This is a genomic window from Pseudomonas putida (assembly GCF_022627325.1).
GTDB lineage: Bacteria > Pseudomonadota > Gammaproteobacteria > Pseudomonadales > Pseudomonadaceae > Aquipseudomonas > Aquipseudomonas putida_X.
In genome coordinates this window covers 247,500-274,414 of the sequence record NZ_JAETZZ010000004.1, presented here as the reverse complement: position 1 = coordinate 274,414, position 26,915 = coordinate 247,500, and the positions used below count along the sequence as shown (strand labels likewise).

Genomic DNA, 26,915 nt, shown 5'->3' with positions numbered 1-26,915 from the left:
GGGGTCTGCGAGTACCGGCCGGCGGAACATGAAAATCATTCATCCACGTGGGTGGTGCTGTGCGTGCAGTTGCTGCAGGCGGGCCTTGGCCACATGGGTATAGATTTGCGTGGTCGACAGATCGCTGTGCCCCAGCAGCATCTGCACCACGCGCAGGTCGGCACCGTGGTTGAGCAGATGGGTGGCGAAGGCGTGACGCAAGGTGTGCGGCGACAGGGGCTTGTCGATACCGGCAACCCGCGCGTGATGCTTGATGCGGTGCCAGAACGTCTGGCGGGTCATCTGCTCCCCGCGCAGGCTGGGGAACAACACATCGCTGGGGCGCCCGCTGAGCAGCTCGGCGCGCCCGTCGCGCAGGTAGCGCTGCAGCCACAGCACCGCCTCTTCGCCCATGGGCACCAGGCGCTCCTTGCTGCCCTTGCCCATCACCCGGAGCACGCCCTGGCGCAGGTTGACCTGGTCCAGGGCAAGGCTGACCAGTTCGGTAACGCGAAGACCACAGGCATACAGCACCTCAAGCATGGCACGGTCGCGCTGGCCAATGGCTTCGCCAAGGTCGGGGGCCTGCAACAGGGCCTCGACGTCGGCTTCCGACAGCGACTTGGGCAAGGGCTTGCCCAGCTGCGGCATCTCTATCTGCAGGGTCGGGTCGACGGCAATGAGCTTTTCCCGCAGCAAGTAGCGAAAAAAGCCACGCAGACCGGAGAGAAAACGCGCTGTGGAACGGGGTTTGTAACCCTGATCCAGGCGCCAGGCCAGGTGATCGAGGATCAGCTCCCGACCGGCCTCAGGCAAGGCCAGGCCGTGATCCTGCAGCCAGCCATTGAACAGCGCCAGGTCACTGCGATAGGAGAGGCGAGTGTTGTCGGAAAGGCCTTTTTCCAGCCACAGGGCATCAAGGAACTGGTCGATCAAGGGGTGGTCAAGGGCAGGCATGAAAACTCGGTGGCAAACGACGAAATGACGCTTAGTCTTTCATAACAACGCCGGCATAGGGAGCCCGCATGAACGAACAGCAGATCCTTCTCAGTGTGGGCGGTATCGGTGCCGCCGCCCTCGCCTGCCAGTGGCTGGCCTGGCGCCTGAAGCTTCCGGCGATTCTCTTCCTGCTGCTGGCCGGCATAACGCTCGGGCCGTTGCTCGGCTGGCTCGACCCGCAAGCGCTGTTCGGCCCGCTGCTGATGCCTCTGGTATCACTGGCGGTGGCACTGATCCTGTTCGAAGGCAGCCTGACCCTGCACCTCTCGCAATGGCGGGAGATCGGCAGCGTGGTGCACCGACTGGTCACCGTCGGCGCCCTGGCGACCTGGCTGGTGATCGCCCTGGCCACACACTGGCTGCTGGGGTTCGACTGGCCGCTGGCAATCCTGTTCGGCACCTTGACCCTGGTGACAGGCCCTACGGTCATCGTACCGATGCTGCGCGTGGTACGGCCCAAGGCGACCATTGCCAACATCCTGCGTTGGGAAGGCATCGTCATCGACCCGATCGGTGCCCTGCTCGCCGTCGTGGTGTACAGCTTCATCATCGCCAGCGCCGATGGCGATGGCCTGAGCCAGAGCCTGGGCACCTTTGCCGGGGTGATCTTCTGCGGCAGCGCCCTGGGCGCCGCCGGCGGCTGGCTACTGGGGCAGATCATGCGCGAGCAATGGCTGCCGGAATACCTGCACAACCTGGCGTCGCTGGCTGCCGTACTGGGTATTTTCATCGCCGCCAACCAGATCGTTCACGAGTCCGGGCTGCTGGCGGTGACGGTCATGGGCATGTGGCTGGCCAACATGCGTGGCGTGGATGTACGGCAGATCCTGCACTTCAAGGAGAACCTCAGCGTACTGCTGATCTCTGGCCTGTTCATCCTGCTGGCCGCTCGGCTCGACCTGCACGCCCTGCTGGGGCTGGGCCCGGCCGTACTGGCACTGCTGCTGGTGATCCAGCTGGTGGCGCGGCCGTTGAATGTCTTGCTGTCAACGCTGGGCTCCACGCTGAACTGGCGGGAACGGGCGCTGCTGGCCTGGATCGCACCGCGCGGTATCGTAGCCGCCGCAGTGTCGGCGATATTCGCCATCCGCCTGGATGAGGCCGGGCATCAGGACGCACTGCTGTTGGTGCCGCTCACCTTCGCAGTGATCATCGGCACGGTCGTGCTGCAGAGCGCGACGGCGCGCCCCTTGGCGCGCCTGCTGAAAGTGGCGGAGCCTGCGCCCAGCGGTTTTCTCATCGTCGGCGCCAACGAGCCTGCACGCACCCTCGGCAAGGCTCTGCAGCAATTGGGTTGCCGTGTGTTGCTGACCGATTCGAGCTGGGAAAACATTCGTGCGGCACGCATGGAGGGGCTGCCGACCTACTTTGGCAACCCGGCTTCGCAACATGCCGACGCGCACCTGGACCTGGTAGGCCTCGGCCACCTGCTAGGGCTGTCACCTGCTGGGGAAATCAACGCCTTGGCCTGTGCGCGCTTTCGCCATGACTTCGGCCACGGCCGTTTGTATGTGCTGGCCAGCGGCCTGGAGAAGCAGCGCAGCGACAAACACCGGGCCAGCGAAGAGCACCGCGGCCAACTGCTGGGCTCCAGCCCGATGACCTACCAGCAAATGGCCAATCGCCTGCATCATGGCGCGGAGCTGTACAGCACCCACCTGACCGAGGGCTTCGACTGGGGCAATTACCAGGCGCTGCATGGCGAGCGCGCACATCTGTTGTTTGCCCGGGATACCCAGGGCTGGGTGCATGTATCAAGCCCCGAGAACCCGCTTGCGCCGCAACCTGGCTGGACCTTGGTGGCACTGGTAGAACCGGCCCCCGTCACCGAGACGACTGCCGCGCCGGGTTGAGCCCTCAGGCCTGTGACAACACCGGCACCGGGCGCTTGTCCTCGTCGATGGCGACAAAGCTGAACACACCATGGATCGCCCGCTCGCGCCCATCCAGGTACATGTTCTCGACGAATACGTCCACTTGAACCTGCAGGCTGGTGTTTCCGACCTTGATCACCGTGCCCACCAGCTCGACGATAGTGCCCGCCGGGATCGGGTGCTTGAAGTCAATGCGGTCGGTAGAGACGGTCACCAGCGGTAACCGGCAAAAGCGCGTAGCGGCGATGAACGACACTTCGTCCATCCAGGCCAGCGCAGTGCCGCCGAACAAGGTGTTGTGGTGGTTGGTGGTGCTAGGGAATACCGCTTTGGTCACGCGGGTCACCGACAACTCGGTGCGGCGCTGAATTTCCTGGTCTCGGCTGGTCATGTCCGTCACTTCTTTCGGGTTTCAAAACGCAAAAAAGCAGCCCGAAGGCTGCTTTTTTCTCGCTAGGCGGCCAGAGCCACCGGGCAAACTGTACTCAGGACAGTTTTTCCTTGATGCGAGCGGCTTTGCCGGACAGGTCGCGCAGGTAGTACAGCTTGGCTTTACGCACGTCACCACGACGTTTCACGGCCAGGCTGTCGATCTGCGGGCTGTAGGTCTGGAAGGTACGCTCAACGCCAACGCCGCTGGAGATTTTGCGCACGGTGAAGGCGCTGTTCAGGCCACGGTTACGCTTGGCGATAACGACGCCTTCGAACGCCTGCAGACGGGAACGCTCACCTTCCTTCACTTTAACCTGAACGACGATGGTGTCGCCTGGTGCGAAGGTCGGGATTTCCTTGCTCATCTGCTCGGCTTCGAGCTGCTGGATGATCTTGTTGGTCATGCTGTGCTCCTAAGATGGATACGTGATCCACCATCGATACGTTTAACTATCGTCCCGCTCGCGGAGATATTCCTCGAGCAGCTTCTTCTCTTCTCCAGAAAGCGAGCGACTTTCCAGAAGATCGGCGCGTCGTTCGAAGGTCCTACCAAGGGACTGCTTCATCCTCCAACGCCGGATGTGTGCATGGTTGCCACTTAGCAACACGTCGGGAACACGCTGATCCGCATACACCTCAGGTCGGGTGTAGTGCGGGCAATCGAGCAGACCGTCGGTGAAGGAGTCTTCCTCCGCCGAGTCCACATGCCCTAAAGCTCCGGGCAGCAGCCGTGTAACCGCATCGATCAGTACCATGGCCGGCAGCTCGCCACCGGAAAGCACATAGTCGCCAATCGACCACTCCTCATCGACATGAGCTTCGATAAAACGCTCGTCGATGCCTTCATAACGACCGGCGATCAGGATCAGCGATTCCTGTTCGGCCAGGCCTTTGACCGCTTGCTGAGTCAGCTTGCGGCCTTGCGGCGAAAGGTAAATCACCTTTGCCGATGCTCCGGTCGCTTGCCTGGCGCTAACCAGGGCGTCTTCCAGAGGCTTGATTTTCATCACCATGCCCGGGCCACCGCCAAACGGCCGATCATCCACCGTGTGGTGGCGATCTGTGGTGTAGTCCCGCGGGTTCCAGCAGGTCACCTGAAGCAACCCCTGTTTTACCGCGCGGCTGGTAATGCCGTACTCCGTGATGGCCGAGAACATCTCGGGGAACAACGTGATGACGTCTACGCGAAGGTTACCCATCGTTTAGAAGTCCGCGTCCCATTCAACCCGCATCACGCCTGCTTCCAGGTCGATTGCCAGCACACATTGCGCCGTATAGGGCAACAGACGCTCGCGATCATCCAGGCTGCCTGCGCAGGGCTTGACCACCATGACATCGTTCGCACCGGTCTCCAACAGGTGATCGACCTTGCCGAACAGCTGTTCGTCCTGGTTGATGACCTTCAGGCCCTGCAGCTGGTACCAGTAGTACTCGTCTGCGGCCAGGTTGGGCAAAAGGCTCCGCGCAATGCAGATTTCGTAGCCGCTCAGAAGACGCGCTTCATCACGATCATCGAGGCCTTTCAGTTTAACGACCAGGCCCTTTTGGGAGCCACGACCGCTGACCAGCTCGACCTGCTTTACCTTGCCTTCGTGCCGAAGCGTCCAGCTTGGATAATCCAACAGGTTTTCAATCGGATCGGTAAAGGAATACACCTTCACCTCGCCGCGAACGCCGTGAACCGAAAAAATCTTGCCAACGACGATGAGGTCGTCAGCCTTTTCTGGCGTCGCGTTCATATTGCTCAGGCAGCGGCCTTGGCAGCGTCCTTCAGCAGCTGAGCAACACGCTCAGACGGCTGTGCGCCTTGGCTCAGCCAGTAGCTGACGCGCTCTTGGTTGACCGACAGCTTGACTTCAGCGCCAGCAGCGATCGGGTTGAAGAAACCTACGCGCTCAACGAAACGGCCGTCACGGGCGTTACGCGAGTTGGTCACGGTCAGGTGGTAGAAAGGGCGCTTTTTCGAGCCGCCACGGGCAAGACGGATGGTTACCATGTGAACATCGTTCCTATAGTCGGTGCTGCAAATCTGAATGCCAAATAGGCACACGGGTGCCCAAAAGGCCGCATATTCTCGGGGAATACACGGACATTTGCAAATGACTTTTTCGACAAGGCCTCGCCCTGCCGTCCAGATTTGCCGGTTGAGCCACGGATTGCGTGGCCGTTGCCCCGCCGCAGCGGGGGTTCTGAGCGCTCATCCTGCAAAAGACAAGCGCTCGGAATAAGGGTTACAGCTTAGGCATGCCGCCACCCGGCAGCATCCCGCCCAGGCCGCGCATCATCTTGGCCATGCCGCCCTTGGCGGAGAATTTCTTCATCATCTTCTGCATCTGCTTGTGCTGCTTGATCAGCCGCCCGATATCCTGCACCTGGGTACCAGAACCCAGGGCGATCCGGCGCTTGCGCGAACCGCTGATCAGGTCAGGGTCGCGACGCTCGGCCGGGGTCATGGAGTTGATGATCGCCTCCATCTGCTTGAACTGCTTCTCGGCCGCGCCCTGGGCATTGCCCATCTGCGACAGGTTCACCCCGCCAATGCTCGGCAGCTTGTCCATCAGGCCGCCCAAGCCGCCCATGTTCTTCATCTGTAGCAGCTGATCGCGGAAGTCTTCGAGGTCGAAGCCCTTGCCCTTCTTCAGTTTCTTGGCCAGCTTGTCGGCCTTGGCCTTGTCGATGGTCTGCTCGGCCTGCTCGATCAGGCTGAGCACGTCACCCATGCCGAGGATGCGCGATGCCACACGGTCCGGGTGGAAGGGCTCGAGCGCCTCGGTTTTCTCACCCATACCGATGAACTTGATCGGCTTGCCGGTGATGGCACGCACCGAAAGCGCAGCACCGCCACGGGCATCACCGTCGACCTTGGTCAGCACCACGCCGGTCAGCGGCAGGGCTTCACCGAAGGCCTTGGCGGTATTGGCGGCGTCCTGGCCGGTCATGGCATCGACCACGAACAGGGTCTCGACCGGCTTGACCGAAGCATGCAACGCCTTGATCTCGTCCATCATGTCGGCGTCGATGTGCAAACGGCCGGCGGTGTCGACGATGACCACGTCGATGAACTTGAGCTTGGCCTCGCGGATCGCCGCTTCGGCAATGGCGACAGGCTTCTGGCTGATATCGGACGGGAAGAAGGTCACACCGATGTCGTTGGCCAGCGTTTCCAGCTGCTTGATGGCTGCCGGGCGGTAAACGTCGGCTGAAACGACCATCACGCTTTTCTTCTTGCGCTCCTTGAGGAAGCGCGCCAGCTTGCCGGCGGTGGTGGTCTTGCCCGCACCCTGCAAGCCGGCCATCAGCACCACGGCAGGCGGGGCAGCATTGAGCGCGAGGTCTTCGTTGGCCGCGCCCATCAGGCTTTCCAGCTCGGCCTGGACGATCTTCACGAACGCCTGGCCCGGGGTCAGGCTGCGCGACACCTCGGTGCCGACGGCGCGTTCTTTCACGCTGTTGACAAAATCCTTGACCACCGGCAGGGCAACGTCGGCCTCGAGCAGGGCCATGCGCACTTCGCGCAACGTATCCTTGATGTTGTCTTCAGTCAGCTTGGCCTTGCCGGTGACATGGCGCAGCGTCTGTGACAGGCGGTCGGTCAGGTTTTCGAACATGGTGATCCTTTCAGGCCAAGTAAAAGCCGAGGTTTGTCAGGCGCCCAGATGAATATGCACACGCGCTGGGCACAGCAAGGCGGCGATTATAGCGAAGAGCGGCGGCGGCGCACACCTCAGCTTCCCGGCGGCACCGTTGAAGCTGCCAGGCGCAAGCCGCGAACCATCAGAAAATCCCCTCCCCACACGCATCTGCCTTCGTTTGCGGCGTGCCGCTTGAAGCATGCAGCTCACTAGCCCCCCCAGCGCGATCTATGCCAAACTCCGTTTCTTTAAGGCTTGCCCACCAGGACTTATGGTCTCCTCACCCAGCCTCATCCCCAACCTGATCGCCGCCGGCCTATATATAGCGGCGACCGTTTATCAGGGTTCGCGCCTGGCCCAGTCGAACAAAGCCGACAAACGGCTGCTCGGCCTGCTCGGCGCCCTCGCCGTGATCGCCCAGAGCGGCGCACTGTTCTTTCAACTGATCACCCCGCTGGGGCTGAGCCTGGACTTCTTCAGCGCCGCCAGCCTGATCGCCGTGGCGGTCATTACCCTGACCCTGCTGGCCTGCCTGCGCATACCGGTGGAAAACCTGTTGGTGCTGCTGTTCCCGCTCGGCGCCATCACGGCCCTGCTGGCCCAGTTCGCCCCACCCGGCACCGTTCCGCTGATCGATGAAGAGCCGGGGATTCTCGCCCATATCCTGCTGTCGATCCTGGCCTATGGGCTGTTCACCATCGCGGTGTTCCAGTCGCTGCTCCTGCTGCTGCAGGACCACCAGCTGAAAAACAAGCACCCTTCCGGGCTGATCCGCAACTTCCCGCCACTGCAGACGATGGAAAGCCTGCTGTTCGGCTTCCTTTGGGCGGGCTGGTGCCTGTTGTCGCTGTCGCTGATCTCCGGCTGGCTGTTCCTGGACAACCTGTTTGCCCAGCACCTGGTGCACAAAACCCTGCTGGCCTGCGTGGCCTGGATCGTCTTCAGCGTACTGCTGTGGGGCCGCACCCGCCTGGGCTGGCGTGGCCACAAGGCGATCCGCTGGACGCTGGCCGGTTTCTGCCTGCTGATGCTGGCCTATTTCGGCAGCAAGCTGGTTCGCGAATTCATCCTGCATATCTGACGGTCGCCCATGGACACCCTGCCGTACGCTCCGCTACTCGGCACTCTGGCACTGGCGCTGCTGTGGTCGGCGCTGTTCAGCGCGGTAGATGCCGCCCGCCTGCAGCTCAACGGCTCGTTACGCCCCGGTCACGACGAGCAACCTGTATTGCCAGCCCAAGCCCTGGTGCTCTGTGCCAGCGCGGGCAAGCTTCTGGTGCTGGGCCTGGCCTGCCTGCTGGGCCAACGCTTCAACGGCGAGCACGGTTTCTGGCTGGCAGGCCTGGCCGCCACCGCTGGCTTGCTGATTTTTGCCGAGTACCTGCCGCGGCGCCTGGCGCGGCGCAATCCGCAGGCCTTCATCAGCCTGGGCGTCAGCCTGCTGAAGCTGCCATTGGCGCTGCTGCAACCCTTGGCCTGCCTGCTGGACGGCTGCGCCAGGCTGCTGTTGCGGCCGTTTCGCGTGCCGCCCACCGCAGTGGCCCTGCACCCGCAGGCAGATGATGACTTCAGCGACGATGAAGACCACGACATGCCGCGCCACGGCCTGCTCGATGGCCTGCACTCGCTGAACAAGGTCACCGTCAACGACATTCTGGTGCCGCGCAACGAGGTCGACGGCATCAACCTCGACGAGCCGATCGAACGCATCATCGAGCAGTTGATCCTCAGCCGCCACACGCGCCTGCCGGTGTATCACAACGACATCAACCAGGTCGAAGCCATCCTGAACACCAAGCTGATCAGCCACCTGCTGCCCAAGGCCGAGCTGACGCTGGAGAAACTCCACGATGCCTGCTACGAGCCCTACTTCGTCCCCGAAAGCACGCCCCTGCAATTGCAGCTGCTGAACTTCCACAAGCAGCAGCGCCGGCTAGGCGTGGTGGTAGACGAATACGGTGAGGTACTGGGTATCGTCACCCTGGAAGACATACTCGAAGAGATCGTCGGCGAGTTCGAGGAAGAGCACAGCCTCGACAACCCCCATGTTCACCCACAGCCCGATGGCACCTTCGTCATCGAGGGCGCCGCTTCGCTGCGCGAAATCAACCGCACTCTCGGCTGGCACCTGCCCAGCGACGGTGGGCCGAAGACCCTGAACGGCTTGGTCACCGAGGCCTTGGAAAGCATCCCGGAAAGCGCTGTGTGCCTGAAGATCGGCCGCTATCGCCTGGAAATCCTCGAAACAGAGGACAATTGCGCCAGCAAGGTACTGGTGTGGACCGTGACCCGCTAGCTATACTCGGGTCACGCTTACCCAGCCCTGCCGTCCCGCCCGCTACCCGCACCCGGCGCCTCACGGCCAGCGCGCCCCACTGACGCGCCCTGCGGTCCTGCTTCAACACCCTGAACAGTGCCCGCTCCCGCCCCTATCCCCCTTGGGCTATCGTCAGTCGGGCGCACCAGAACAATACGCTCCGGCGTCCGCGAACCGTACCTGCCCTTTACTGGCCGGCGGAAACCTTCGCGGGCAAAGCCCATGGAGCACGACCAGACTGTTAGGGACCTACTTAATGACAACCAGCAGCACGTATGCCCAAGCGCCTGCCGCGCCGGTCAACTCCCCCGCGCGGGTCGCCACTGCCAGTTTCATCGGCACCGCCATCGAGTTCTACGATTTCTACGTTTATGCCACTGCCGCCGCGCTGGTGATCGGGCCCGTGTTCTTCCCTTCGGGGTCGGGCACCGCGCAGATGCTGGCGGCCTTTCTTACCTTCGGCATCGCCTTCCTCGCCCGCCCGCTGGGTTCCGCACTGTTCGGGCACTTCGGTGACCGCATCGGGCGCAAGTCGACGCTGGTCGCCTCGCTGCTGCTGATGGGGGTATCCACCACGCTGATAGGCGTGCTGCCAGGCTACGACAGCATCGGTGTGTGGGCACCGATCATCCTGTGCCTGCTGCGCTTCGGCCAGGGCCTTGGCCTGGGCGGGGAATGGGGTGGTGCGGCGTTGCTGGCCACCGAGAACGCGCCGGCGGGCAAGCGTGCCTGGTTCGGGATGTTCCCGCAGCTAGGCCCTTCGATCGGCTTCCTGGCGGCCAACGGCCTGTTCCTGACCTTGGCCCTGCTGCTCAGCGACGAGCAGTTCCGTGAGTGGGGCTGGCGCATTCCGTTCCTGCTCAGTGCCGCGCTGGTGCTGGTAGGCCTGTACGTACGCCTCAAGCTTGAAGAAAGCCCGGTGTTCGCCAAGGCCGTGGCCCGCCACGAGCGGGTGAAAATGCCGGTGGTGGACCTGTTCAGCAAGTACTGGCTGCCGACACTGCTGGGGGCCGCGGCCATGGTGGTGTGCTATGCGCTGTTCTACATCTCGACGGTATTCTCGCTGAGCTACGGCGTCACGACGTTGGGCTACAGCCGCGAGACCTTCCTTGGCCTGCTTTGCTTGGCCGTGGTCTTCATGGCCCTGGCCACGCCGCTGTCGGCCTGGCTCAGCGACCGTTACGGGCGCAAGCCGGTGCTGATCGTCGGCGGTCTGCTGGCGGTGGCCTCGGGCTTCACCATGGAGCCTTTGCTGACCTCTGGCTCGACCACAGGGGTTGCGTTGTTCCTGGCCATCGAGCTGTTTCTGATGGGCGTGACGTTCGCACCGATGGGCGCATTGCTGCCAGAGCTGTTCCCTACTCACGTGCGTTACACCGGCGCATCGGCGGCGTATAACCTGGGCGGCATCGTCGGAGCTTCGGCGGCGCCGTTCTTTGCTCAGAAGCTGGTGAGCATGGGCGGGCTGAGCTGGGTGGGGGGGTATGTATCGGTTGCGGCGGTAATCAGCCTGATCGCTGTGCTGTGCCTGAAAGAGACCCGCCATACGGAGCTTTGAAGGCTAGAAGCTGCAAGCTTCAAGCCTCAAGCCTCAAGCTGCAAGCAAAGGCATCCCCTTGCAGCTTGCAGCTTGCAGCTTGCAGCTTGCAGCTCAAAGCTTAGAACTCGACCTTGACCGCCTGCGCCGCGCGGGTCGCCTTGGCGCGCGCCGCTTCGATCGACTCATCACGTGCCAGGCACACACCCATGCGGCGTTGGCCGTTGATTTCCGGCTTACCGAACAGGCGGATCGCGGTATCCGGCTCGCTCAACGCTGCGCCGAGGTTGGCGAAGCTGGTCTGCTGCGACTGGCCTTCAGGCAGGATCACCGCCGAAGCGCTAGGGCCGAACTGGCGTACCACCGGGATCGGCAGGCCCAGAATGGCACGGGCATGCAGCGCGAACTGCGAGAGGTCCTGGGAAATCAGGGTGACCAGGCCCGTATCGTGCGGGCGTGGCGAGACTTCGCTGAACCACACCTGATCGCCCTTGACGAACAGCTCGACGCCGAACAAACCACGGCCGCCCAACGCATCGGTGACCGCCTTCGCCACACGCTGCGACTCGGCCAAGGCTTTCGGGCTCATCGCCTGGGGCTGCCACGACTCCTGATAGTCGCCCTTCTCCTGACGGTGACCGACTGGCGCAAGATACGTGGTGCCGCCAACATGGCGCACGGTCAGCAAGGTGATCTCGTAGTCGAAGTCGATGAAGCCTTCGATGATCACGCGGCCCTTGCCGGCGCGGCCACCCTCCTGAGCGTAGTCCCACGACTTCTGCAGGTCGGCATCGCTGCGCAGCAGGCTCTGGCCCTTGCCGGACGAACTCATCACCGGCTTGACCACGCACGGGTATCCGACATCGGCCACGGCCTTGGCGTAGTCTTCAAAGGTGTCGGCGAAGTGGTACGGCGAGGTTGGCAGGTCCAGCTCTTCGGCCGCCAGGCGGCGAATGCCCTCGCGGTTCATGGTCAACTGGGTGGCGCGGGCGGTCGGCACGACGTTGAACCCTTCGTTCTCCAGCTCGACCAGCGTAGCGGTGGCGATGGCTTCGATTTCGGGGACGATGTAATGCGGTTTTTCAGCCTCGATAATGGCGCGCAGGGCGACACCATCGAGCATGTTGACCACGTGGCTGCGGTGCGCGACCTGCATGGCCGGTGCGTTGGCGTAGCGGTCCACGGCGATCACTTCGACGCCCAGGCGCTGCAGCTCGATCACCACTTCCTTGCCCAGCTCGCCACAGCCGCAGAGCAGTACACGGGTCGCGGTAGGCGACAATGGGGTTCCGATACGGGTCATTTCAGGTCCTCGAAGGCGTCCGGGGCCGCGCCAGTCTTAGCGCCGCCCGCTGAAAAAGGACCGGTATTCTACACCATCAGCCGGCCACGGCAGCCCGCCGCGCACGAAATGCCATGGCCAGCCACACCGCAGTCACGCCGGCGAACTTGGAGGCCATTGCGGTGCCGATCACGGCCGGTGTCAGGGCACCGATCATGCCGAAGAAAATGAAGGTATCCACCGGGATGCTCAGTGCCGAGCTCAACCACAAGCGGTCACGCAAGGGGCGCCGGGTGATGCTGAACACCAGCCAGTCGATCAGCTCGGAAACGAAGAACGCAGTGGCGCTGGCCAGGGCAATGGCCGGCTCGGACGTCACGTACGACAGCACCAGGGCCAGCAGCATGGCGATCAGCGCGCCATGGCCGTAGCGGGTCTGCACCATGTCACGCAGGATGAACACCAGCCCGCCCCAGGCGGACCAGATCACGTCCAGATGCGGGGCGCTGGAAAAGGCAAAGTTGATCAGTACAACGCTGCTGATGTAAGCGATTAGAAAGAACATGGGCAGTGACCGTCCGGCAAGCGGCACAGATTACCTGATTTTCGAGTCAACCGCAGCGCTTACATGATCAATCCGGCAGCCACCGCCCGCTCATGGCAACGCTTGAGCACCGCCCGGCGTTCGGTATTGTCCATCCGCCCCCAACGGCCGATCTCTGCCACGGTACGCTGGCACCCGGTGCAGACATCCTGCTCGTCCAGCGCGCAGATGCTCACGCAGGGCGAAGCGACCGGGCGCTCAGCGGCGATCACCTCACTCATCGTCCATCTCCAGGTCCCGCGCATAGCGCTGGGAGTTGTGCACATAGTGCGCGGCGCTGGCCTCGAGCAGGCGTTTTTGCTGCTCGGTGAGCTCGCGCACGACCTTGCCAGGCGAACCCATGACCAGCGAACCATCGGGGATTTCCTTGCCCTCGGGGATCAGCGCATTGGCGCCGATGATGCAGTGCTTGCCGATGCGCGCACCGTTGAGGATCACCGCGTTGATGCCGACCAGGCTGTAGTCGCCAACCGTGCAACCATGCAGCATGGCGTTGTGGCCGATGGTCACGCCCTTGCCCAAGGTCAGCGGCGAACCCATGTCGGTATGCATCACGGTACCGTCCTGGACGTTGCTGTCCTCGCCGATGTCGATCAACTCGTTGTCACCGCGCAGCACGGCGCCGAACCACACACTGGCGCGCGCCTGCAGGCGCACCTTGCCAATCAGCATGGCATTGGGGGCGGCCCAACTGGTGGCATGGCTCTCGACCCGCAGGTCGCCCAGGCGGTATTTCATTCTCGCTCCTCAGGGTATCAGCGGCGAAGGGGGGCGCCGTTCAGATCTCTACATAACGCTCGGGTGGCTGATGCAGGCTGATGCCCGCGTCATACAGCAAGTTGACCAGTTCGACGATCATGATCGCCGACAGCCCCCAGATCTTGTATTCGCCATATCGATAGCTGGGCACATACCAACTGCGGCCCTGGTAATCGATACGGTGGGTGTGGTCACGCGGGTCCTGGCGGAAGAATTCGAGCGGCACGCTGAATACTGCCGCGATCTCTGCATCATTGGCGCGGTATTCGACGAAATCGGGGATAACCCCGACGAATGGCGTCACTTTCAGCCCGTGCAGGGAAATCAGCGGGCTCAGGGGGCCGAGTACTTCCACCAGGCCTGGCGGCAGGCCGATCTCTTCTTCGGCCTCGCGCAGCGCGGTGAACACCAGGTCGGGGTCTTCCGGGTCGCGCCGGCCACCGGGGAAGGCAACTTCGCCGCCATGGGTGGAAAGGCCCTTGGCACGCAGGGTCAAGACCAGCTCGGGCGCTTCGCTACGGGTAATGGGCAAAAGTACCGCAGCCTCGGGGAACCGTCGGTCGGTTTCCAGTGAAGCTGGTTGGTGGTTGCTCATTCGGCGAAGTAGCTCGTCCAGCATTGCGCACTCTCGTTTCCAAGGCCTGCCCCGCATGATGCACCAAAGCCGCGAAGCACCCAAGCCCTGTACGCTTGCGGCAGGCATGCCTGGCGCGCCAAGATAGCCTGGGCTCAAGGGAAGAACAGCATGAAATTCTGCAGCGCGTGCGGCCAGCCGGTCATTCAGCGGATACCCGAAGGCGACAGCCGCCCGCGGTATGTCTGCGATCATTGCCAGACCATTCACTACCAGAACCCGAACATCGTTGCCGGGGTGTTGCCGGTGTGGGGCAGCCAGGTGCTGCTGTGCCGGCGAGCCATCGAGCCCCGCCGCGGCTTCTGGACCTTGCCCGCAGGGTTCATGGAGAACGGCGAAACACTGGACCAGGCCGCCCGCCGTGAAACTGTCGAAGAAGCCTGCGCCCGGGTCGGCGCGATGGCCCTGTACCAGTTGTTCGACCTGCCGCACATCAACCAGGTGCATGTGTTCTTCCGCGCCGAGCTGGCCGACCTGGACTTCGACATCGGCACCGAAAGCCTGGAGGTGCGGTTGTTCGACGAACACGAAATACCGTGGGGCGAGCTGGCTTTCCGGACCGTCACACGCACACTAGAATGCTATTATCGCGACCGCATCGGGCAGCATTACCCCATAGGCCATGAGTACCTGCCACCGATGAACGTTTCGCCCACCACTTAAGCTTGCAGGTACCGCTTCATGCGCTGGTTGTTTGCCCTTTTCTGCCTTTGCGTTACCTCGGTGTCCCAGGCGGCCTTCACCGAAACCATCATTCGCAAGCCGCAGCCGCCTTTGCCGGCAACATCGCAATCGCAGGCAGCCATGCAGCCGCTGATCGACAAGGTGCTGGTGATCAAGTCCGAGCGCCGCCTGCAACTGATCAGCCGTGGCGAACCGCTGAAAACCTACCGTATTTCGCTGGGCAAGCAGCCCAAGGGCGCCAAGCAGCGCGAAGGCGACAAAAAAACCCCCGAGGGCCTGTACTGGCTGGACTGGCGCAAGCAAAGCGACCGTTTCAACCTGTCCATGCACATCACCTACCCGAACATCAGCGACGCCGCCCGTGCCACACGCGAAGGCTGGAGCGCCGGCAGCATGATCATGATCCACGGCACCCCGATCAACGACGAGTATCCCGAATGGTATTTCCATACGCTTGACTGGACCGATGGCTGTATCGCCATGCGCAACTCGGACATGCGCGAGGTCTGGGACCTGGTACCAGACGGCACATTGATCGAGATTCGGCCCTGATAGTCCGGCATTCCGGTTGATGCTGTAGGAACCTTCCCACTTCAATCAAGCATCTGCCCTACCGCAGTGTAGGTAGCAGACTGCATCCAATCGACTGGCAAAATTTTTAGCATCCACGCAAACGAGTACGCAGGCCGTACGCCATTTGCGGGGATCCCCAATGCCATCCCGATACCGCCACATCGCCAGCAGGCTGCTTGCCTGCTGCATGACCAGCTTGCTGGCCCTGCCACAAGCATTGGCGGACGACCCTGCCAGCCTGCAACTGCGGGATCAACAGCGCACACTGCGCCAGTTCGAGCAGCAGCAACGGCTGCAGCGCTGGCAACGCCCTCCAGCGGCGCGACCCGACGCCCCCCTCCCGCCGAACCCACACCGCGACAGCCACTGCTGGGCGATCACCGGTGTTCGTCTGGCCGGCAACCGCCAGCTTTCGGCACAGGCCCTTGAGCCGGCCATCCAGGCACTGACAAAACCCTGCATGGGCATCGCCGACATCAATCGCGTGCTCAAGGCCATCACCCAGCGCTATGTGCTCGCCGGTTACCCGGCCAGCCGCCCCTACTTGCGGCAAGCACCAGCGCATGACGCACCGCTGGACATCGTCATCATCGAAGGCTTCGTCGAATCGATCGAGCTGGATGCCGAGCTGCCGCTTTCCCTGCACAACGCATTCCCCGATCTGCTGGGCAACCCCCTGTACCTGCCAGACCTCGAGCAGGGGCTGGACCAGCTCAACCGCCTGCGCGCCTACGAGCTCAGTGTCGACCTGCTACCAGGCGAACTGCAGGGCGGCACGCGGGTGCTGCTGCAGCCTCGCCACGTGGCTTCACGCTGGCACCTGGACAGCCGCTTCGATAACCGGGGCAGCCCGTTGACCGGGCGTCACCGCCTGAACCTCGGCCTTGGCGTGGACAGCCCCTTGGGCCTGAACGACGACCTGCGCCTGTCGCTGTCGACCACGGTCATCGATGCGCCGGGGCGCAGCCAGGGCGTCGCCCTCTACTACAGCCTGCCCTACGGCCCATGGACCTTCACGCTGAATGTCGGCCAGCTGCGCTACAACGCGCCGATTCCGCAGGGGCGGTACGACAGCAACGGCAGCAGCAGCTACCAGAGCGTCGGCGCCGAGCGCATGCTCTGGCGCAACCAGTACGGCATGCTCAGCGCCAGCGCCCGGCTGGACCGCAAACGCCTGATCAACCGCGCCGGCTCTGCCGTCATCGGCCTGCAGAGCCCCACCCTGACCAGCGTGGAGGCCGGGCTCAACCTGCTCTGGCTGGACCACGGCCTGTGGCACGCCTACATCGGCGTCGCCCAAGGCACCCACTGGCTGGGTGCCGAGCAACCCGCCAGGCACGCGACAGCGCCGAAGCCCGACTATCGAAAATACCGCGCCAGCCTGCTGCACCTGCGCCAGGGGCCTGCGAACTGGCCGTGGCGCTGGCAAAGCGAGCTTGGCGTGCAGTACAGCACCGATGCCTTGCCGGCCGTCGAGCAGATGTTGTTGAGCGACGATTCGGCCGTGCGTGGCTTTCGCCTGCGTACCTACAGTGGCGCCAGCGCCGCCGCCTGGCGCAATACCTTCAGCCAACCGCTGCCACTGCCCTGGGCCACACCGGCTACGGTGCGCCCCTACTTGGGCCTGGACCTGGGCTGGGAACGGCTGGCGCAAGGCGCTTCGCCGCGCCGGCTGGCAGGTGCCACGGCGGGTATCGAAGTGACCCTGCCGCACAGCCGGCTGCGCCTGGACTACCAGCGTGCCCTCTATGCCAGCGACCTGCACCGCCCGATGCTCGAACCCGGATTCTGGGTAGTTGAGTGGGCCCTGAACATCTGACTGACCCACAACAAAGAGAACGAGAACATGCTTACACGCTCGCAGATACCCGCTATCCGTCCTGATACCTTGCGCTGGGCCATTTTTCTCGCCCTGCTCGCCTCCACCAGTGCGCTGGCCCAGAACGGCCTGGAGGCGGCCACCGGCCCTGGGGGTACACCGCTCATCAACAACAACCATGGCGTACCGGTTATCGACATCGTCGCGCCCAATGCCAGCGGCCTGTCGCACAACCAGTTCCTCGATTACAACGTCGCCCGCCCCGGCGTGGTATTGAACAACGCGCTCCAGGCCGGGCAGTCGCAACTGGCCGGCGCGCTGGCGGCCAACCCCCAGTTCCAGGGCCACGCAGCCTCGACCATCCTCAACGAGGTGATCAGCCGCAACGCCTCGCTGATCGAGGGCCCACAGGAGGTCTTCGGCCGCCCGGCCGATTACATCCTGGCCAACCCGAACGGCATCACCCTCAACGGCGGGAGCTTCATCAACACCACCCGGGCCGGGTTCCTGGTCGGTACGCCGGAGTTGCAGGACGAACAGCTCAAACACCTCAACACCCTCAATGCCAGCGGCACTCTGCAAGTGCTCGCAGGCGGGCAGCGCAATGCCGAAGGTGCGCTTGACCTGATCGCGCCACAGCTCGACAGCAAAGGCGTACTCCTGGCCCAGGGCGACCTCAACGTCACCGTTGGTCGTAACCGCCTGCGCCACGACGACGGTCAGGTCATCGAGCATCTGCCGGGTACGCCGTCGAGCATCGACGCCAACCTGTTCGGGGCCATGCGCGCTGGGCGCATTCGTGTCGTCAGCACTGCCGAGGGCGCGGGGGTGCGGGTGGGGCCGGTGCAGCTCAAGGCCGACCAGGGCATCACCCTGCAGTCTGCCGGCGCGCTGCAGGTCAGCGGCCATGCAGACCAGCCAGGGGAACTGAGCACCGACCACGGCGCCTTGCAACTCACCGCCGCCGATGACCTGCGCCTTGGCGCGGTCGACGGCAAGGCCGAGCGCATCGAGATAAAGGCAGGCAAGAAGCTCACCCTGGACGCCGAAAGCCGCCAGAGCATCGCCCGCGAGCAGGAAAGCTGGAACAAGAAGTTTTTGTTCATCACCCGCGAGACCTACCAACGCGAACGTACCACCACCGACCAGCACGTGCGCGGCGCACAGCTGCAAGCCAGTGACAGCGTGCTGTTGAAGTCCGGCGCCGACATGCGCCTGGTGGCAGCCGACGTGGTTGCAGGGGGCGACCTGACGCTCGACAGCGCTGCCGACCTGGGCATTGCCGCTGGCACCACCAGCCAACGTATCGAGGAGCAGGTACGCCACCGCAAAGACCTGTGGCGCGGCGACAGTGATACCAGCCAGTACCAGGAGTCGGCACAAAGCAGCACGCTCAATGCCGCGCGCATGACGGTCAAGGCCAATGACACCCTCACCGTGCAAGGTAGCAAGCTGCACAGCCGCGCCGACCTGGACATCAACGCCAGGAACCTCGACATCGGTACTACGGCGCTGCAGGAGCAGGGCACAGGCCGCAACTACAGAGGCGACCTGGTATCGGGCACTTTCTTTGGTGGCCGCAAGGGCAACGATACCCAAGGGCAGCGCCTGGCCGGCAGCGCGGTCACGGCCGATGCCAAGCTGAAGGTTGCGGCCGAACAGGTGAGCATCAAGGGCAGCAACGTCCACGGCGCCCAAGACGCGGTGCTGCACAGCGACAAAGGCGCCTTGGCGATCGACGCAGACCACGCCAGCACCGTTGCCACCGAGCGCGACAGCAACAGCAAGCTGTTCGGCCTGATCGGCAACGATCGCGAGCGCACGCAACACAAGCAGCAGGTGTTGGGCAGTGACGTCAGCTCTGCCAGCAACCTGCGGCTGGCCAGTGCTGAAGAATTGCGTATCCAGGGTTCGAAAGTGACGGCCGGCGGGCATCTGCAGGTCGAGGCCAAGGGCGGCCTGTCGATTGGCAGCACGCAGTCACGCGGTGAAAGCCAAACAAGCAGCCAGCGACGCGGTTTCACGGCCAGCGCCAAACAGACCGAAACGGCCGAAGACGGCAAGCCCGAGTCGCGCCAGTACGCCGCAGGCATTGCTTACGAAGTCGTCACCACCACAGCCCAACAGCGTGAAACATCGCAGGTGGCCAGCGAATTGACGGGCGCTACGGTTGGCCTGAACAGCGGCGCGCACCTGCAGGTCAACGGCTCCAGCGTACAGGCCAAAGCCGGCGACCTGGACGTGCAGGCCAAACAGCTGACCCTTGGCGCCACACGCAACGAGCGCGAGTCGTCCAGCGGCTCTACCCACAGCGGCAACGGCCTGAAGGTGACTGGCGGTATCGACCGGCTGGGCAGCCTGTTCGAAGGCCATCGCAACAACGAAGGCGTCACCGAGCGCGACAGCAAGACGCAACGCACCCGTTTGCAGGCCAGCGGCGACCTGAAGCTCAGCGCCGACGAATTGATCACCGAAGCGGCAAGCGCCAACGCAGGCAACACCCTCGAGATCACTGCCAAACGCATCGACAACCGTGCCGTGCAGGACACCCATGACCGTGAAGTGCAACGCAATGACGGGGCAGGCAGCCTCGGCGCCAGCCTGGAGTACCGTGACGTGACCCGGCCGATCGAACGCTTGGTCCAGGGTGAAGAAGCAGCGCGCTTCCAGCAGGCCTCGCCCGAAGACGCAATGGTGGCACCGAGCGGTGGCGGCGACATGACCCTCGACCACCTCAAGCGCTTGGAAAACCAGCGCCGCGGCTTTGCCCAGGTGAGCGAACTGGCAGGGGCAAGCGTGAAGGTCAAGGCCGATACCCTCGATGACCAGGGCACCGCCTGGCGCGCCAACGCCGGCGCCCTGCAGGTCGACGCGCAGCACCACCAACTGCGCGCCGCCGAAAACACCCGGGAGGATAGCCTCCAGCGCCTGTCCTACGGTGGCGACCTGCGCGTGGATACCAGTTCGGGGAGTGACCTGAACGTACGCGTTTCCGGCAAGGGCGGCTCGCAGGACAAACAGGCGGTCGCCCGCACTGCAGTGCCGGGCAGCCTGTATGGGCAACAGGGTATTCAAGTTCAGCTGGGCAGCGATGGCCGCTACGAAGGCACGCGCATCGAGGGCGGTGAAGGTGATGTGCTGATCCAGAGTGCCGGTACCCTGTCACTGCCCCAAGCCACCGACCACACCCAACAGCGCTCACGCCAGCTCGATGGCAACGCCTGGGCCAAGGTCGGCAACCGCCCGGGCAGTACTGGCGTCGACGGCCGGGGCTATCTCAACCATGCCTGGGAGCAGGCAACCCAAACCCATGCCCAGGTGGCGCAGATCGACGGCAAAGGCCAAGTGCGCCTGTCCAGCGGGGGCGACATGCTGCTCGAAGGCACGCGTATCGGCAGCCGCGAGGCCAAGGTCGGTGACACCCTCCTGCAAAGCGCTGGCCGCTTGCACATCAAGGCTGCGAGCAATACCCAACAGGCCACCGGCGGGGGCCTGGGCGGCGGTCTGGAGCTGGCCGTGAAGACCGGCACCACCCAAGGTGGCGCCATCGGGGGCCACTTCAACCACGGCAAGAAGAACGAGGATGCTCGCCAGGCAATCGATGCGCAGTTGCAAAGCGCGGGCAAACTGACCCTCGGCAGCCGCGCTCGCGAGGACATCGCTGTGCACCTGGCGGGCCTGCAGGCATCGGCCGAGTACATCGACATCGACGCCGCCAAGGGCGGTGTGCTGGTCGAAGCGTCATCCACTGTCGAGCGCCGCGACAACCTGGACATCACCGCTGGCGCCGGTTTCAACACGTCCAAGGGCGACACCGACACCCTTGGGCTGCATGGGCGTGCCCGGGTCGACCTGGACAAACGCGACAACCTGATCTGGAACGCCGGCAACCTGCGCGCCGAGCGTATCGGCCTGCACAGCCGCGGCGACACCCGCATCGAAGGCGTGAGCCTGGAGGCCGGGCGCATCAGCGGCGCAATCGATGGCGACCTGCGCATTGCCAGCCGCAAGGACAGCGTCGATACCCTGACCGTAAACGGCGATGCACGGCTGAGCAAAGAGCAAAACCCGCAGGGCTATGTGAACGCTGCCACGGCCGTCGCGGGGCCGCTGGGAGGCAAGGTCAGCGAAAAAGCAGGTTCTGCCCTGGCCAAGGTCGACCCTGGCGTTTCGCCAACCTTCAGTCTCGATGTGTCGCATGTTCAGCGTGATGGCGTTGCCCAGCAGACGACGCTCAAGGGCAGCGAGGGGGTAGACCTTGCGGTGGGTGGTGACGCTCACCTGACGGGCGCACGCGTGCAATCGGCCATGGGTGACGTCACACTCACCGCCAGCGCGGTGACCCAGCAAACGCTGAGCGGCAATGATTACCGCCGCGATGTATCGATCGATGCGTCGAATTCGCCGGTAGACCTGGGTACCGCCATTGCCCAGATCAGCAAAGGCAAAGGCGCCGCAGACGGCGAAAATGCACTGGACTTAGGCCTGCTACGCACCAGTGGGCATAGCCGCAGTGAGCAGTGGGCTGCAGGGGTTGAAGGCAAAGCCAACTGACCCAGAGCCCCTGTCGCCGGCAAACCGGCGACAGGGCCATGAGCTGCCCGGCAACCGCTGCTTACCAACGCCACGTCTGTTGCCCCGTCAATGCCTGTGGCCCCAGCAGCCGAGCAGCACGCAGCAGCGGTGTAAGTGCGGCGTCTGGCTGCAGTTCGGCCGCTATCACTGCCTGGCGCCCCAGAAGGTCTGCATCCAGCGCCAACCGATGCTCACGCTGGTGTATCAGCTGCCCATGCAGGCGCCAGCCTGTGCGGCAATCCATTTCTACCCAGCCCTGCCCCAACCCCAGCGACCACGGTTCGCTCAAAGCCAGGTCAGTGACCGCGATGCGGCCTTCGCTGGTACGGCACTGCCGCCCCGCGCCTTGCAGGCGCAGCGTGCCCTGCCACTGCCCGGCCAGGCGGTAGGCGGTCTGCACACTCGCCTGGGGAGCCTCTGCGGTAACGTGCATCCGCCAGCGCCATGGCCAGCCTTCGGCCTGCAATTGCCAGCCCTGGCCCTGAAAGCCCAGCTGTGCGTTGGCCTGCAAGCGCCACGGCTGCAACGCCCAGCGCACCGGCCCGACAGGCCCGATCTGCTGCGCCTGGCCCTGCCACAGGCTGCCGCTGACCCCCTGCATCGGCAGGCCAAAGCCCAGTGCAACCCAGGATGCCGGCAACTGCACCAGCAACGTCAGGCTGAACACCAGCCCGGCCCACAGCAGACCACGGCTGCTCATGGCTGCACCACCACGTCGAAACGCAGGCCTTTGGCATCCTGCTCCAAGCCCCACTGCAACGGCTGAGCCCCCTCTGCGCGCAACGCCTGCAGCCAGCGCTGCAACACCTGCTCATCGGCCACCAGGCCGCGCAGCTGCCACACCTTGCCTTGCACCTCGACCTCGGCCACGTCGATGCGCCGGGCCTGGGCAGACTGCCGCAGCCGCTCCAGGCTCACGGCTGGTCCGCTGTGGAAGGCGGCGGCCTGCACTGCCAGCCCATGCCACTGGCTGAGCTCGCGCCATTGCGACACGCCCTGGCGCAGGACCAGCAACGCCAGCAGAACGCCGATCAGGCACCCGGCAAGCAACATTCGATGACGCTCAAACCACTCGCGGGTCATGTTGGCGCTCCCAGATCGAAAACCACGTGTGCCGAGGGTGCAGCGCTCAGTACCTGCACCGCCGCTGCGGCGGCGCTGGCCATTTCGTGCCAGGGCGGCTCGCCCCCCTCGCCCTGCAGGCGCAGGTGCCAGCGCTGGCCGTCATAGCGCACCGCTTGCAAGCGCCAGCCTGGGTGCTCATGCAGCCAGGCCTGCAGACGTGCCTGCAGGTCTTGAAGCTGGCGCTCGCGCAGGTGCTGTTGCAGCTCGCTTTCGCGCAGGCGCTTGAGGGCCTGCGCCGCTTGCCCAGGGCTGGCCTGGGCGCCGGTGACGGCCAGCACCTGCGCGCGCCAGGTGTGCACCTGCCGCCATTGCTGGCCCGCCCATAGCCCGCACCACACCACGGCCAGCATCAGGCAGGCGACAACAAGCCCACGCGGCAGGGCAGGCATTCGGGGCGCGGAGCGTGCCTGACGGGGGCGCTGGAACAGGCTTGGGAGGGTGTCGAGCGGCGCCAGGGTACCTGGCCAGCGCCCGACCTGGCTGGTATTACGCAGGCTACCCCAGGGCTGCTGCGGCACCTCACCCAGCGCGTCAGGCCAGGCCAGCCAATGGGCATGCCCCTCTTCGCTGTGCCCCAGGTACAGGCACAAGCCAGGTGCGCGCTGCCACTGCCAGCCCGTCCCGGGCTCAGGCGTGGGCAACAGCTGGAACTCGGCCCAACAGCGCTCGATCTCAAGCCCCCATTGGCTGCACTGCCCACGCCATCCCTCCAGCGCTGCCCGCGCTACCGCCAACAGGCGCAACTGCCCTGCCTGGCGAGCGAGGCAAGCGCACTGCACCTGTTCGGCGCTCTCCAGCAAGTGGTCTTCCAGCAGCATGGGCCACTCGTCACGTTTGAGGCCTGGCGGTGCGGCCAGCTGAAACTGGCTGCACCGCTCGCCCGGGATGATCAGCGCTACCCGTGCGCCCAGGTTCGCCGGGGGTTCGCCCTGCCCTTGCCGTTGGGCCACACCGTTTTCGACCAACAGCCAGTCCCAGACCACGCCCGGGCGCAGCAGCAACCATGGCCGCGCTGGCACACGTCGACGCCATTCAGGCTTCATGAACGCCCCCAAGGGAGCGTGAAGGTGCAGACATAGGGGGCTCCGTCGCGCTGCAATTGCACGCGCACACCCCGGCCGGGGTGCGCGGGTTGATCAGAAGGCCAGGGCAGCCAGCGGCCTCCCTGGTGATAAAGCACATTCAGCGCACTGACCTGCTGCAGTTGCTCACGCAGGATCCAACGGGGTTCGCTGGCCGCGTACAAGTCTGCCGAGGTTTCCAGTATCAGGCGCTGCTCACGGGCGTCGAAGCGCAGGCGTTGGCGCTGCAGGCGCGAGCCACCTTCGGCCTCAGGCACAGCCGTGGCAGCCACCCAGAGCAACTGCTGGCGGTCGGGCTGCCAGTCGAGCCAGCGGCTGGCCAGTGGCAGGCGTTGCTCATACACCCGGCGCAGTACCGGGCTGTCGAAGCGCCGCTCCAGGGCCAGGCAGAACTCCAGCACACTGTTCTCCTGGCCCGTCACCTGCAGCCGCTCGCGAACCTTGAGCCAGCCATTGACCAGCGCCGCGAGCATGACCCCAAGCAGCGCAGTCAAGGCCATGGCCACCATCAGTTCGATCAGGGTCAAGCCTGCCTGCCGCCGCTTCATGGACGCTCCAGAAAAACCGTGTACTGGCCCAGCGGCAGGCGCTGATCGCGGTCGGCATACAGTTGCATCTCGCCGCGACGCAGGTCGCGCACTCCGGTACGGCGCAGCTGCAGCTGCCAGTGGCACGCCCGCCCGCCCTGGTTCAACACACCACTGGGCTGGTTGCTGGCCGGCCAGTACTGCTCCACGGCAAAGCGTGCCTGCAGCTCGCGAGCGCACAGCACGCCAAGGCGATGCCATTGCACACTGTCCTGAACGGCCAGGCGCTGGCGCAGAACCTGGCTGGTGATCACCGCCAGCACGGCGGCAATCGCCAGGGCCACGGTCACCTCCAGCAGGGTGAAGCCCTGTTGCCTGCGCTTCATGGTTCCAGCCCCACACGCAACTGGCCGTTACGCCCCCACGCCCAGCGCTGACTGCCGCCCGCCCAGTGCCAACGCACCGAACCCGGTTGAGCCCACCCTTGCGGCGTGAACTGCAGAGGCGGCTGCAGGCTGGCCGGCCAGTCAGGGCGCAGCCCTTTGGGCCAGTCCCCAACGCTCGCGGGTTCGGCCACCCAGCCCTCGCGCTCACGCCGCACGAACTCTGGGCGCTGGCCGGTCCAGCGCAACCCGCGCAGTTGCCCGGCATGCCGGGCCAGTGCAGCCTGGGAGCGGACCTGCACAGCCAGCCGCTGCAACGCCTGATCGACGCTGGCTTTGCCGCTGTCCAGCCAGGCCACGGCAAGCCCGGTCATGAGGCCGGCAATGGCCAGCACCACCAGCAATTCGAGCAGGCTGAAACCGCGCTGCAGGCGCATCGCTCACAGCGCCCAGTTGCCCAGGTCGGCGTCCTGGCCTTCGCCGCCCGGCACACCATCGGCGCCCAACGAATACACATCGACCCGGCCATGCTCGCCAGGCATACGGTACTGATACGGGGTGCCCCACGGGTCATCCGGCAGGCGGCGTACATAACCATCGCTGCGCCAGGCACGCGGCAGCGGCTCCTGGGCCGGTTTTTTCACCAGCGCAGCCAGGCCTTGCTCATTGCTGGGAAAGCGCAGGTTGTCCAGCCGGTACATGTCCAGCGCCTGCTCGAGCGTGCTCAGGTCGGCCATGACTTTCTGCCGCATGGCCTTGTCCTGGTTGCCCAGCACGCTGGGCGCAACCACGGCGATCAGCAGGCCGATGATGAAAATCACCACCATGATTTCCATCAGGGTGAAGCCGTGTTGGCGCTTGCGTCGATGCTGCATGGGGTTGCTCCTAGTCATCTACAGTTGCAGGCCCTGGTTGAGTTGCATGATCGGCAGCAGCACCGCCAGCACGATGAACAGCACGACGGCGCCCATCACCAGGATCATCAGGGGTTCGAAAAGCGCCATGGCCGTATCCACCTGGCGGGCAAAGCCACGCTCCTGGTCGTCGGCCACCCGCTCGAGCATGTCGGCCAAGGTGCCGCTGGCCTCGCCACTGCCGACCATGTTCACCAGCAAGGGCGGGAACTGCTGGCAGGCGTCCAGCGCCCGGTGCAGGCTGGTGCCGCCCTGCACCTGCTGGCGCACCTGCTCCATGGCCAGGCGGATGCGCCGGTTGCCGACGGTTTCAGTGGCCACCTGCAAGGCTTCGAGCAGCGCGACGCCGCTGCTGGTGAGGATCGCCAGGCTGCGCGCCAGGCGGGCACTTTCCAGCACCTGCAACAGCCCGCCTGCGCGCGGCAGGCGCAACAGCAGGTCGTCGCGGCGCAGGCACCAGTGCGGCTTGCGCAGCAACCAGCTGGCCAGCAGCGACGTGAGGGCCGCCAGCCCCAGCAGCCAGGGGCCGGCGTGCACCAGGCCCTGGCTCAGGCCGATCAGCAAGGAGGTGATCAGCGGCAGGCTCTGCCCGGCATGGGCAAACTGTTCGGTGAGCTTGGGTACGACGAAGGTCATCAGGCCGATCACCACCGCCAGCGACACCCCCATCAGCACGCAGGGGTAGATCAGTGCGGTCCGCGCCTTGTGCTGCTGGCGCTGTACCTGTTCCAGGTGGTCTGCAAGCCGGGTAAGCACCTGGGCCAACCGCCCCGAGCGCTCACCGGCTTCGACCAGCGCGCAGTACAGGCCGGTGAAAGGCGCGCCCTGGCGGGCCAGGCTGCGGGCCAGGCCAAGGCCTTCGGCGAGCGAGCCCCGCACAGCCACCAGCACCCCGTGCAGGGCTGGCTGACGCAACTGGCGTTCAAGCGTCGCCAAGGCATCGACCAGGGGGATGCCCGCGCCGGTCAAGGTCGCCAGCTGGCGTGTCAGCTCACACAGCTGGGCACGGCTCAAGCGTTGTCGGCGAGGCTGCCGGGCACCGTTTTCCAAGCGCTGCAACTGGCGGGGGAACAAACCCTGCTCGCGCAGCAACTGGCGTGCGTGGCGTTCGCTATCGGCCTGCAGGCTGGCTTTGTGGGTCTTGCCGGCCAGATCAACGGCCTGGTAACGAAAGGTCGGCATGG

28 protein-coding genes are annotated in these 26,915 nt (G+C 64.5%); 8 read left to right on the top strand and 20 right to left on the bottom strand.

Going from position 1 to position 26,915, the window contains the following annotated elements; all coding sequences use genetic code 11:
- Positions 1-39: 39 nt before the first annotated feature.
- Entirely contained in the window at positions 40-936 is an 897-nt protein-coding gene (xerD, locus tag JNA92_RS08855; RefSeq protein WP_241804339.1) for a site-specific tyrosine recombinase XerD, read from the bottom strand.
- A gap of 68 nt (positions 937-1,004) precedes the next feature.
- Here xerD and JNA92_RS08850 point away from each other — a divergent pair, with 68 nt between their 5' ends.
- Positions 1,005-2,831 carry a cation:proton antiporter gene (locus JNA92_RS08850; protein WP_241804338.1) on the top strand — a complete coding sequence of 609 codons (1,827 nt, stop codon included), beginning with the start codon at positions 1,005-1,007 and terminating at the stop codon, positions 2,829-2,831.
- Between the two features lie 4 nt (positions 2,832-2,835).
- Here the strand turns inward: JNA92_RS08850 and JNA92_RS08845 are convergent, their stop codons facing one another.
- From JNA92_RS08845 to ffh, 6 genes are all read right to left on the bottom strand, one after another.
- Complete coding sequence (locus tag JNA92_RS08845) at positions 2,836-3,243, bottom strand: acyl-CoA thioesterase (RefSeq protein ID WP_241804337.1); 408 nt, start codon at positions 3,241-3,243, stop codon at positions 2,836-2,838.
- Positions 3,244-3,337: 94 nt separating this feature from the next.
- Positions 3,338-3,688, bottom strand: a complete 351-nt coding sequence (gene rplS / locus JNA92_RS08840) for a 50S ribosomal protein L19 (protein ID WP_008094487.1) — start codon at positions 3,686-3,688, stop codon at positions 3,338-3,340.
- 42 nt (positions 3,689-3,730) lie between these two features.
- Positions 3,731-4,483 carry a tRNA (guanosine(37)-N1)-methyltransferase TrmD gene (gene trmD / locus JNA92_RS08835; RefSeq protein ID WP_008094486.1) on the bottom strand — a complete coding sequence of 251 codons (753 nt, stop codon included), beginning with the start codon at positions 4,481-4,483 and terminating at the stop codon, positions 3,731-3,733.
- A gap of 3 nt (positions 4,484-4,486) precedes the next feature.
- Positions 4,487-5,023: a ribosome maturation factor RimM gene (gene rimM, locus JNA92_RS08830; RefSeq protein WP_241804336.1), complete on the bottom strand. Its 537-nt coding sequence runs from the start codon at positions 5,021-5,023 to the stop codon at positions 4,487-4,489.
- A 5-nt stretch (positions 5,024-5,028) separates the two neighbouring features.
- Complete coding sequence (gene rpsP, locus JNA92_RS08825) at positions 5,029-5,280, bottom strand: 30S ribosomal protein S16 (protein ID WP_012315971.1); 252 nt, start codon at positions 5,278-5,280, stop codon at positions 5,029-5,031.
- Positions 5,281-5,515: 235 nt separating this feature from the next.
- Complete coding sequence (ffh, locus tag JNA92_RS08820; protein ID WP_241804335.1) at positions 5,516-6,892, bottom strand: signal recognition particle protein; 1,377 nt, start codon at positions 6,890-6,892, stop codon at positions 5,516-5,518.
- A 295-nt stretch (positions 6,893-7,187) separates the two neighbouring features.
- Between ffh and JNA92_RS08815 the strand changes: the two genes are divergently transcribed.
- From JNA92_RS08815 to JNA92_RS08805, 3 genes are all read left to right on the top strand, one after another.
- Positions 7,188-7,997 (top strand): cytochrome C assembly family protein, encoded by an 810-nt coding sequence (locus tag JNA92_RS08815; protein WP_241804334.1) that lies wholly within the window; start codon positions 7,188-7,190, stop codon positions 7,995-7,997.
- Positions 7,998-8,006: 9 nt separating this feature from the next.
- Positions 8,007-9,212, top strand: a complete 1,206-nt coding sequence (locus JNA92_RS08810; RefSeq protein ID WP_241804333.1) for a transporter associated domain-containing protein — start codon at positions 8,007-8,009, stop codon at positions 9,210-9,212.
- Positions 9,213-9,489: 277 nt separating this feature from the next.
- Entirely contained in the window at positions 9,490-10,791 is a 1,302-nt protein-coding gene (locus tag JNA92_RS08805) for an MFS transporter (protein ID WP_241804332.1), read from the top strand.
- A gap of 100 nt (positions 10,792-10,891) precedes the next feature.
- On the opposite strand, the gene purT is transcribed toward JNA92_RS08805, so the two are convergent.
- From purT to JNA92_RS08780, 5 genes are all read right to left on the bottom strand, one after another.
- Positions 10,892-12,073 (bottom strand): formate-dependent phosphoribosylglycinamide formyltransferase, encoded by a 1,182-nt coding sequence (purT, locus tag JNA92_RS08800; protein WP_241804331.1) that lies wholly within the window; start codon positions 12,071-12,073, stop codon positions 10,892-10,894.
- A 76-nt stretch (positions 12,074-12,149) separates the two neighbouring features.
- Entirely contained in the window at positions 12,150-12,617 is a 468-nt protein-coding gene (locus JNA92_RS08795) for a VUT family protein (protein ID WP_174142354.1), read from the bottom strand.
- Positions 12,618-12,676: 59 nt separating this feature from the next.
- Positions 12,677-12,877, bottom strand: coding sequence for a DUF1289 domain-containing protein (locus JNA92_RS08790; protein WP_241804330.1), 201 nt, complete (start codon positions 12,875-12,877; stop codon positions 12,677-12,679).
- Positions 12,870-13,394 carry a gamma carbonic anhydrase family protein gene (locus JNA92_RS08785; RefSeq protein ID WP_241804329.1) on the bottom strand — a complete coding sequence of 175 codons (525 nt, stop codon included), beginning with the start codon at positions 13,392-13,394 and terminating at the stop codon, positions 12,870-12,872. Before JNA92_RS08785 ends, JNA92_RS08790 begins: the two co-directional genes overlap by 8 nt.
- 40 nt (positions 13,395-13,434) lie before the next feature.
- Positions 13,435-14,034 carry a CoA pyrophosphatase gene (locus JNA92_RS08780; RefSeq protein ID WP_241804328.1) on the bottom strand — a complete coding sequence of 200 codons (600 nt, stop codon included), beginning with the start codon at positions 14,032-14,034 and terminating at the stop codon, positions 13,435-13,437.
- 126 nt (positions 14,035-14,160) lie between these two features.
- Between JNA92_RS08780 and JNA92_RS08775 the strand changes: the two genes are divergently transcribed.
- From JNA92_RS08775 to JNA92_RS08760, 4 genes are all read left to right on the top strand, one after another.
- Positions 14,161-14,712 (top strand): NUDIX hydrolase, encoded by a 552-nt coding sequence (locus JNA92_RS08775; protein ID WP_241804327.1) that lies wholly within the window; start codon positions 14,161-14,163, stop codon positions 14,710-14,712.
- Between the two features lie 18 nt (positions 14,713-14,730).
- Positions 14,731-15,285: a L,D-transpeptidase family protein gene (locus tag JNA92_RS08770; RefSeq protein WP_241804326.1), complete on the top strand. Its 555-nt coding sequence runs from the start codon at positions 14,731-14,733 to the stop codon at positions 15,283-15,285.
- 160 nt (positions 15,286-15,445) lie between these two features.
- Positions 15,446-17,125: a ShlB/FhaC/HecB family hemolysin secretion/activation protein gene (locus tag JNA92_RS08765; RefSeq protein WP_241804325.1), complete on the top strand. Its 1,680-nt coding sequence runs from the start codon at positions 15,446-15,448 to the stop codon at positions 17,123-17,125.
- Positions 17,126-17,152: 27 nt separating this feature from the next.
- Positions 17,153-21,679, top strand: a complete 4,527-nt coding sequence (locus JNA92_RS08760) for a hemagglutinin repeat-containing protein (protein WP_241804324.1) — start codon at positions 17,153-17,155, stop codon at positions 21,677-21,679.
- 61 nt (positions 21,680-21,740) lie between these two features.
- Here the strand turns inward: JNA92_RS08760 and gspN are convergent, their stop codons facing one another.
- The 8 genes from gspN to gspF are packed head-to-tail and all read right to left on the bottom strand — an operon-like array spanning position 21,741 to position 26,913.
- On the bottom strand, positions 21,741-22,400 hold the full coding sequence (gene gspN, locus JNA92_RS08755) for a type II secretion system protein N (RefSeq protein ID WP_241804323.1): 660 nt from the start codon (positions 22,398-22,400) through the stop codon (positions 21,741-21,743).
- Positions 22,397-22,783 (bottom strand): type II secretion system protein GspM, encoded by a 387-nt coding sequence (gene gspM, locus JNA92_RS08750; protein ID WP_241804322.1) that lies wholly within the window; start codon positions 22,781-22,783, stop codon positions 22,397-22,399. The genes gspN and gspM overlap by 4 nt, the downstream gene beginning before the upstream one ends.
- Positions 22,780-23,868, bottom strand: a complete 1,089-nt coding sequence (locus JNA92_RS08745) for a GspL/Epsl periplasmic domain-containing protein (protein WP_241804321.1) — start codon at positions 23,866-23,868, stop codon at positions 22,780-22,782. Before JNA92_RS08745 ends, gspM begins: the two co-directional genes overlap by 4 nt.
- Complete coding sequence (locus JNA92_RS08740) at positions 23,865-24,455, bottom strand: PulJ/GspJ family protein (RefSeq protein ID WP_241804320.1); 591 nt, start codon at positions 24,453-24,455, stop codon at positions 23,865-23,867. The genes JNA92_RS08745 and JNA92_RS08740 overlap by 4 nt, the downstream gene beginning before the upstream one ends.
- Positions 24,452-24,820, bottom strand: coding sequence for a type II secretion system protein GspI (locus JNA92_RS08735; RefSeq protein WP_241804319.1), 369 nt, complete (start codon positions 24,818-24,820; stop codon positions 24,452-24,454). The genes JNA92_RS08740 and JNA92_RS08735 overlap by 4 nt, the downstream gene beginning before the upstream one ends.
- Positions 24,817-25,254: a type II secretion system minor pseudopilin GspH gene (gspH, locus tag JNA92_RS08730; RefSeq protein ID WP_241804318.1), complete on the bottom strand. Its 438-nt coding sequence runs from the start codon at positions 25,252-25,254 to the stop codon at positions 24,817-24,819. The genes JNA92_RS08735 and gspH overlap by 4 nt, the downstream gene beginning before the upstream one ends.
- 3 nt (positions 25,255-25,257) lie before the next feature.
- Positions 25,258-25,692 carry a type II secretion system major pseudopilin GspG gene (gene gspG / locus JNA92_RS08725; protein ID WP_241804317.1) on the bottom strand — a complete coding sequence of 145 codons (435 nt, stop codon included), beginning with the start codon at positions 25,690-25,692 and terminating at the stop codon, positions 25,258-25,260.
- A gap of 18 nt (positions 25,693-25,710) precedes the next feature.
- Entirely contained in the window at positions 25,711-26,913 is a 1,203-nt protein-coding gene (gene gspF, locus JNA92_RS08720) for a type II secretion system inner membrane protein GspF (RefSeq protein ID WP_241804316.1), read from the bottom strand.
- Positions 26,914-26,915: the final 2 nt, after the last annotated feature.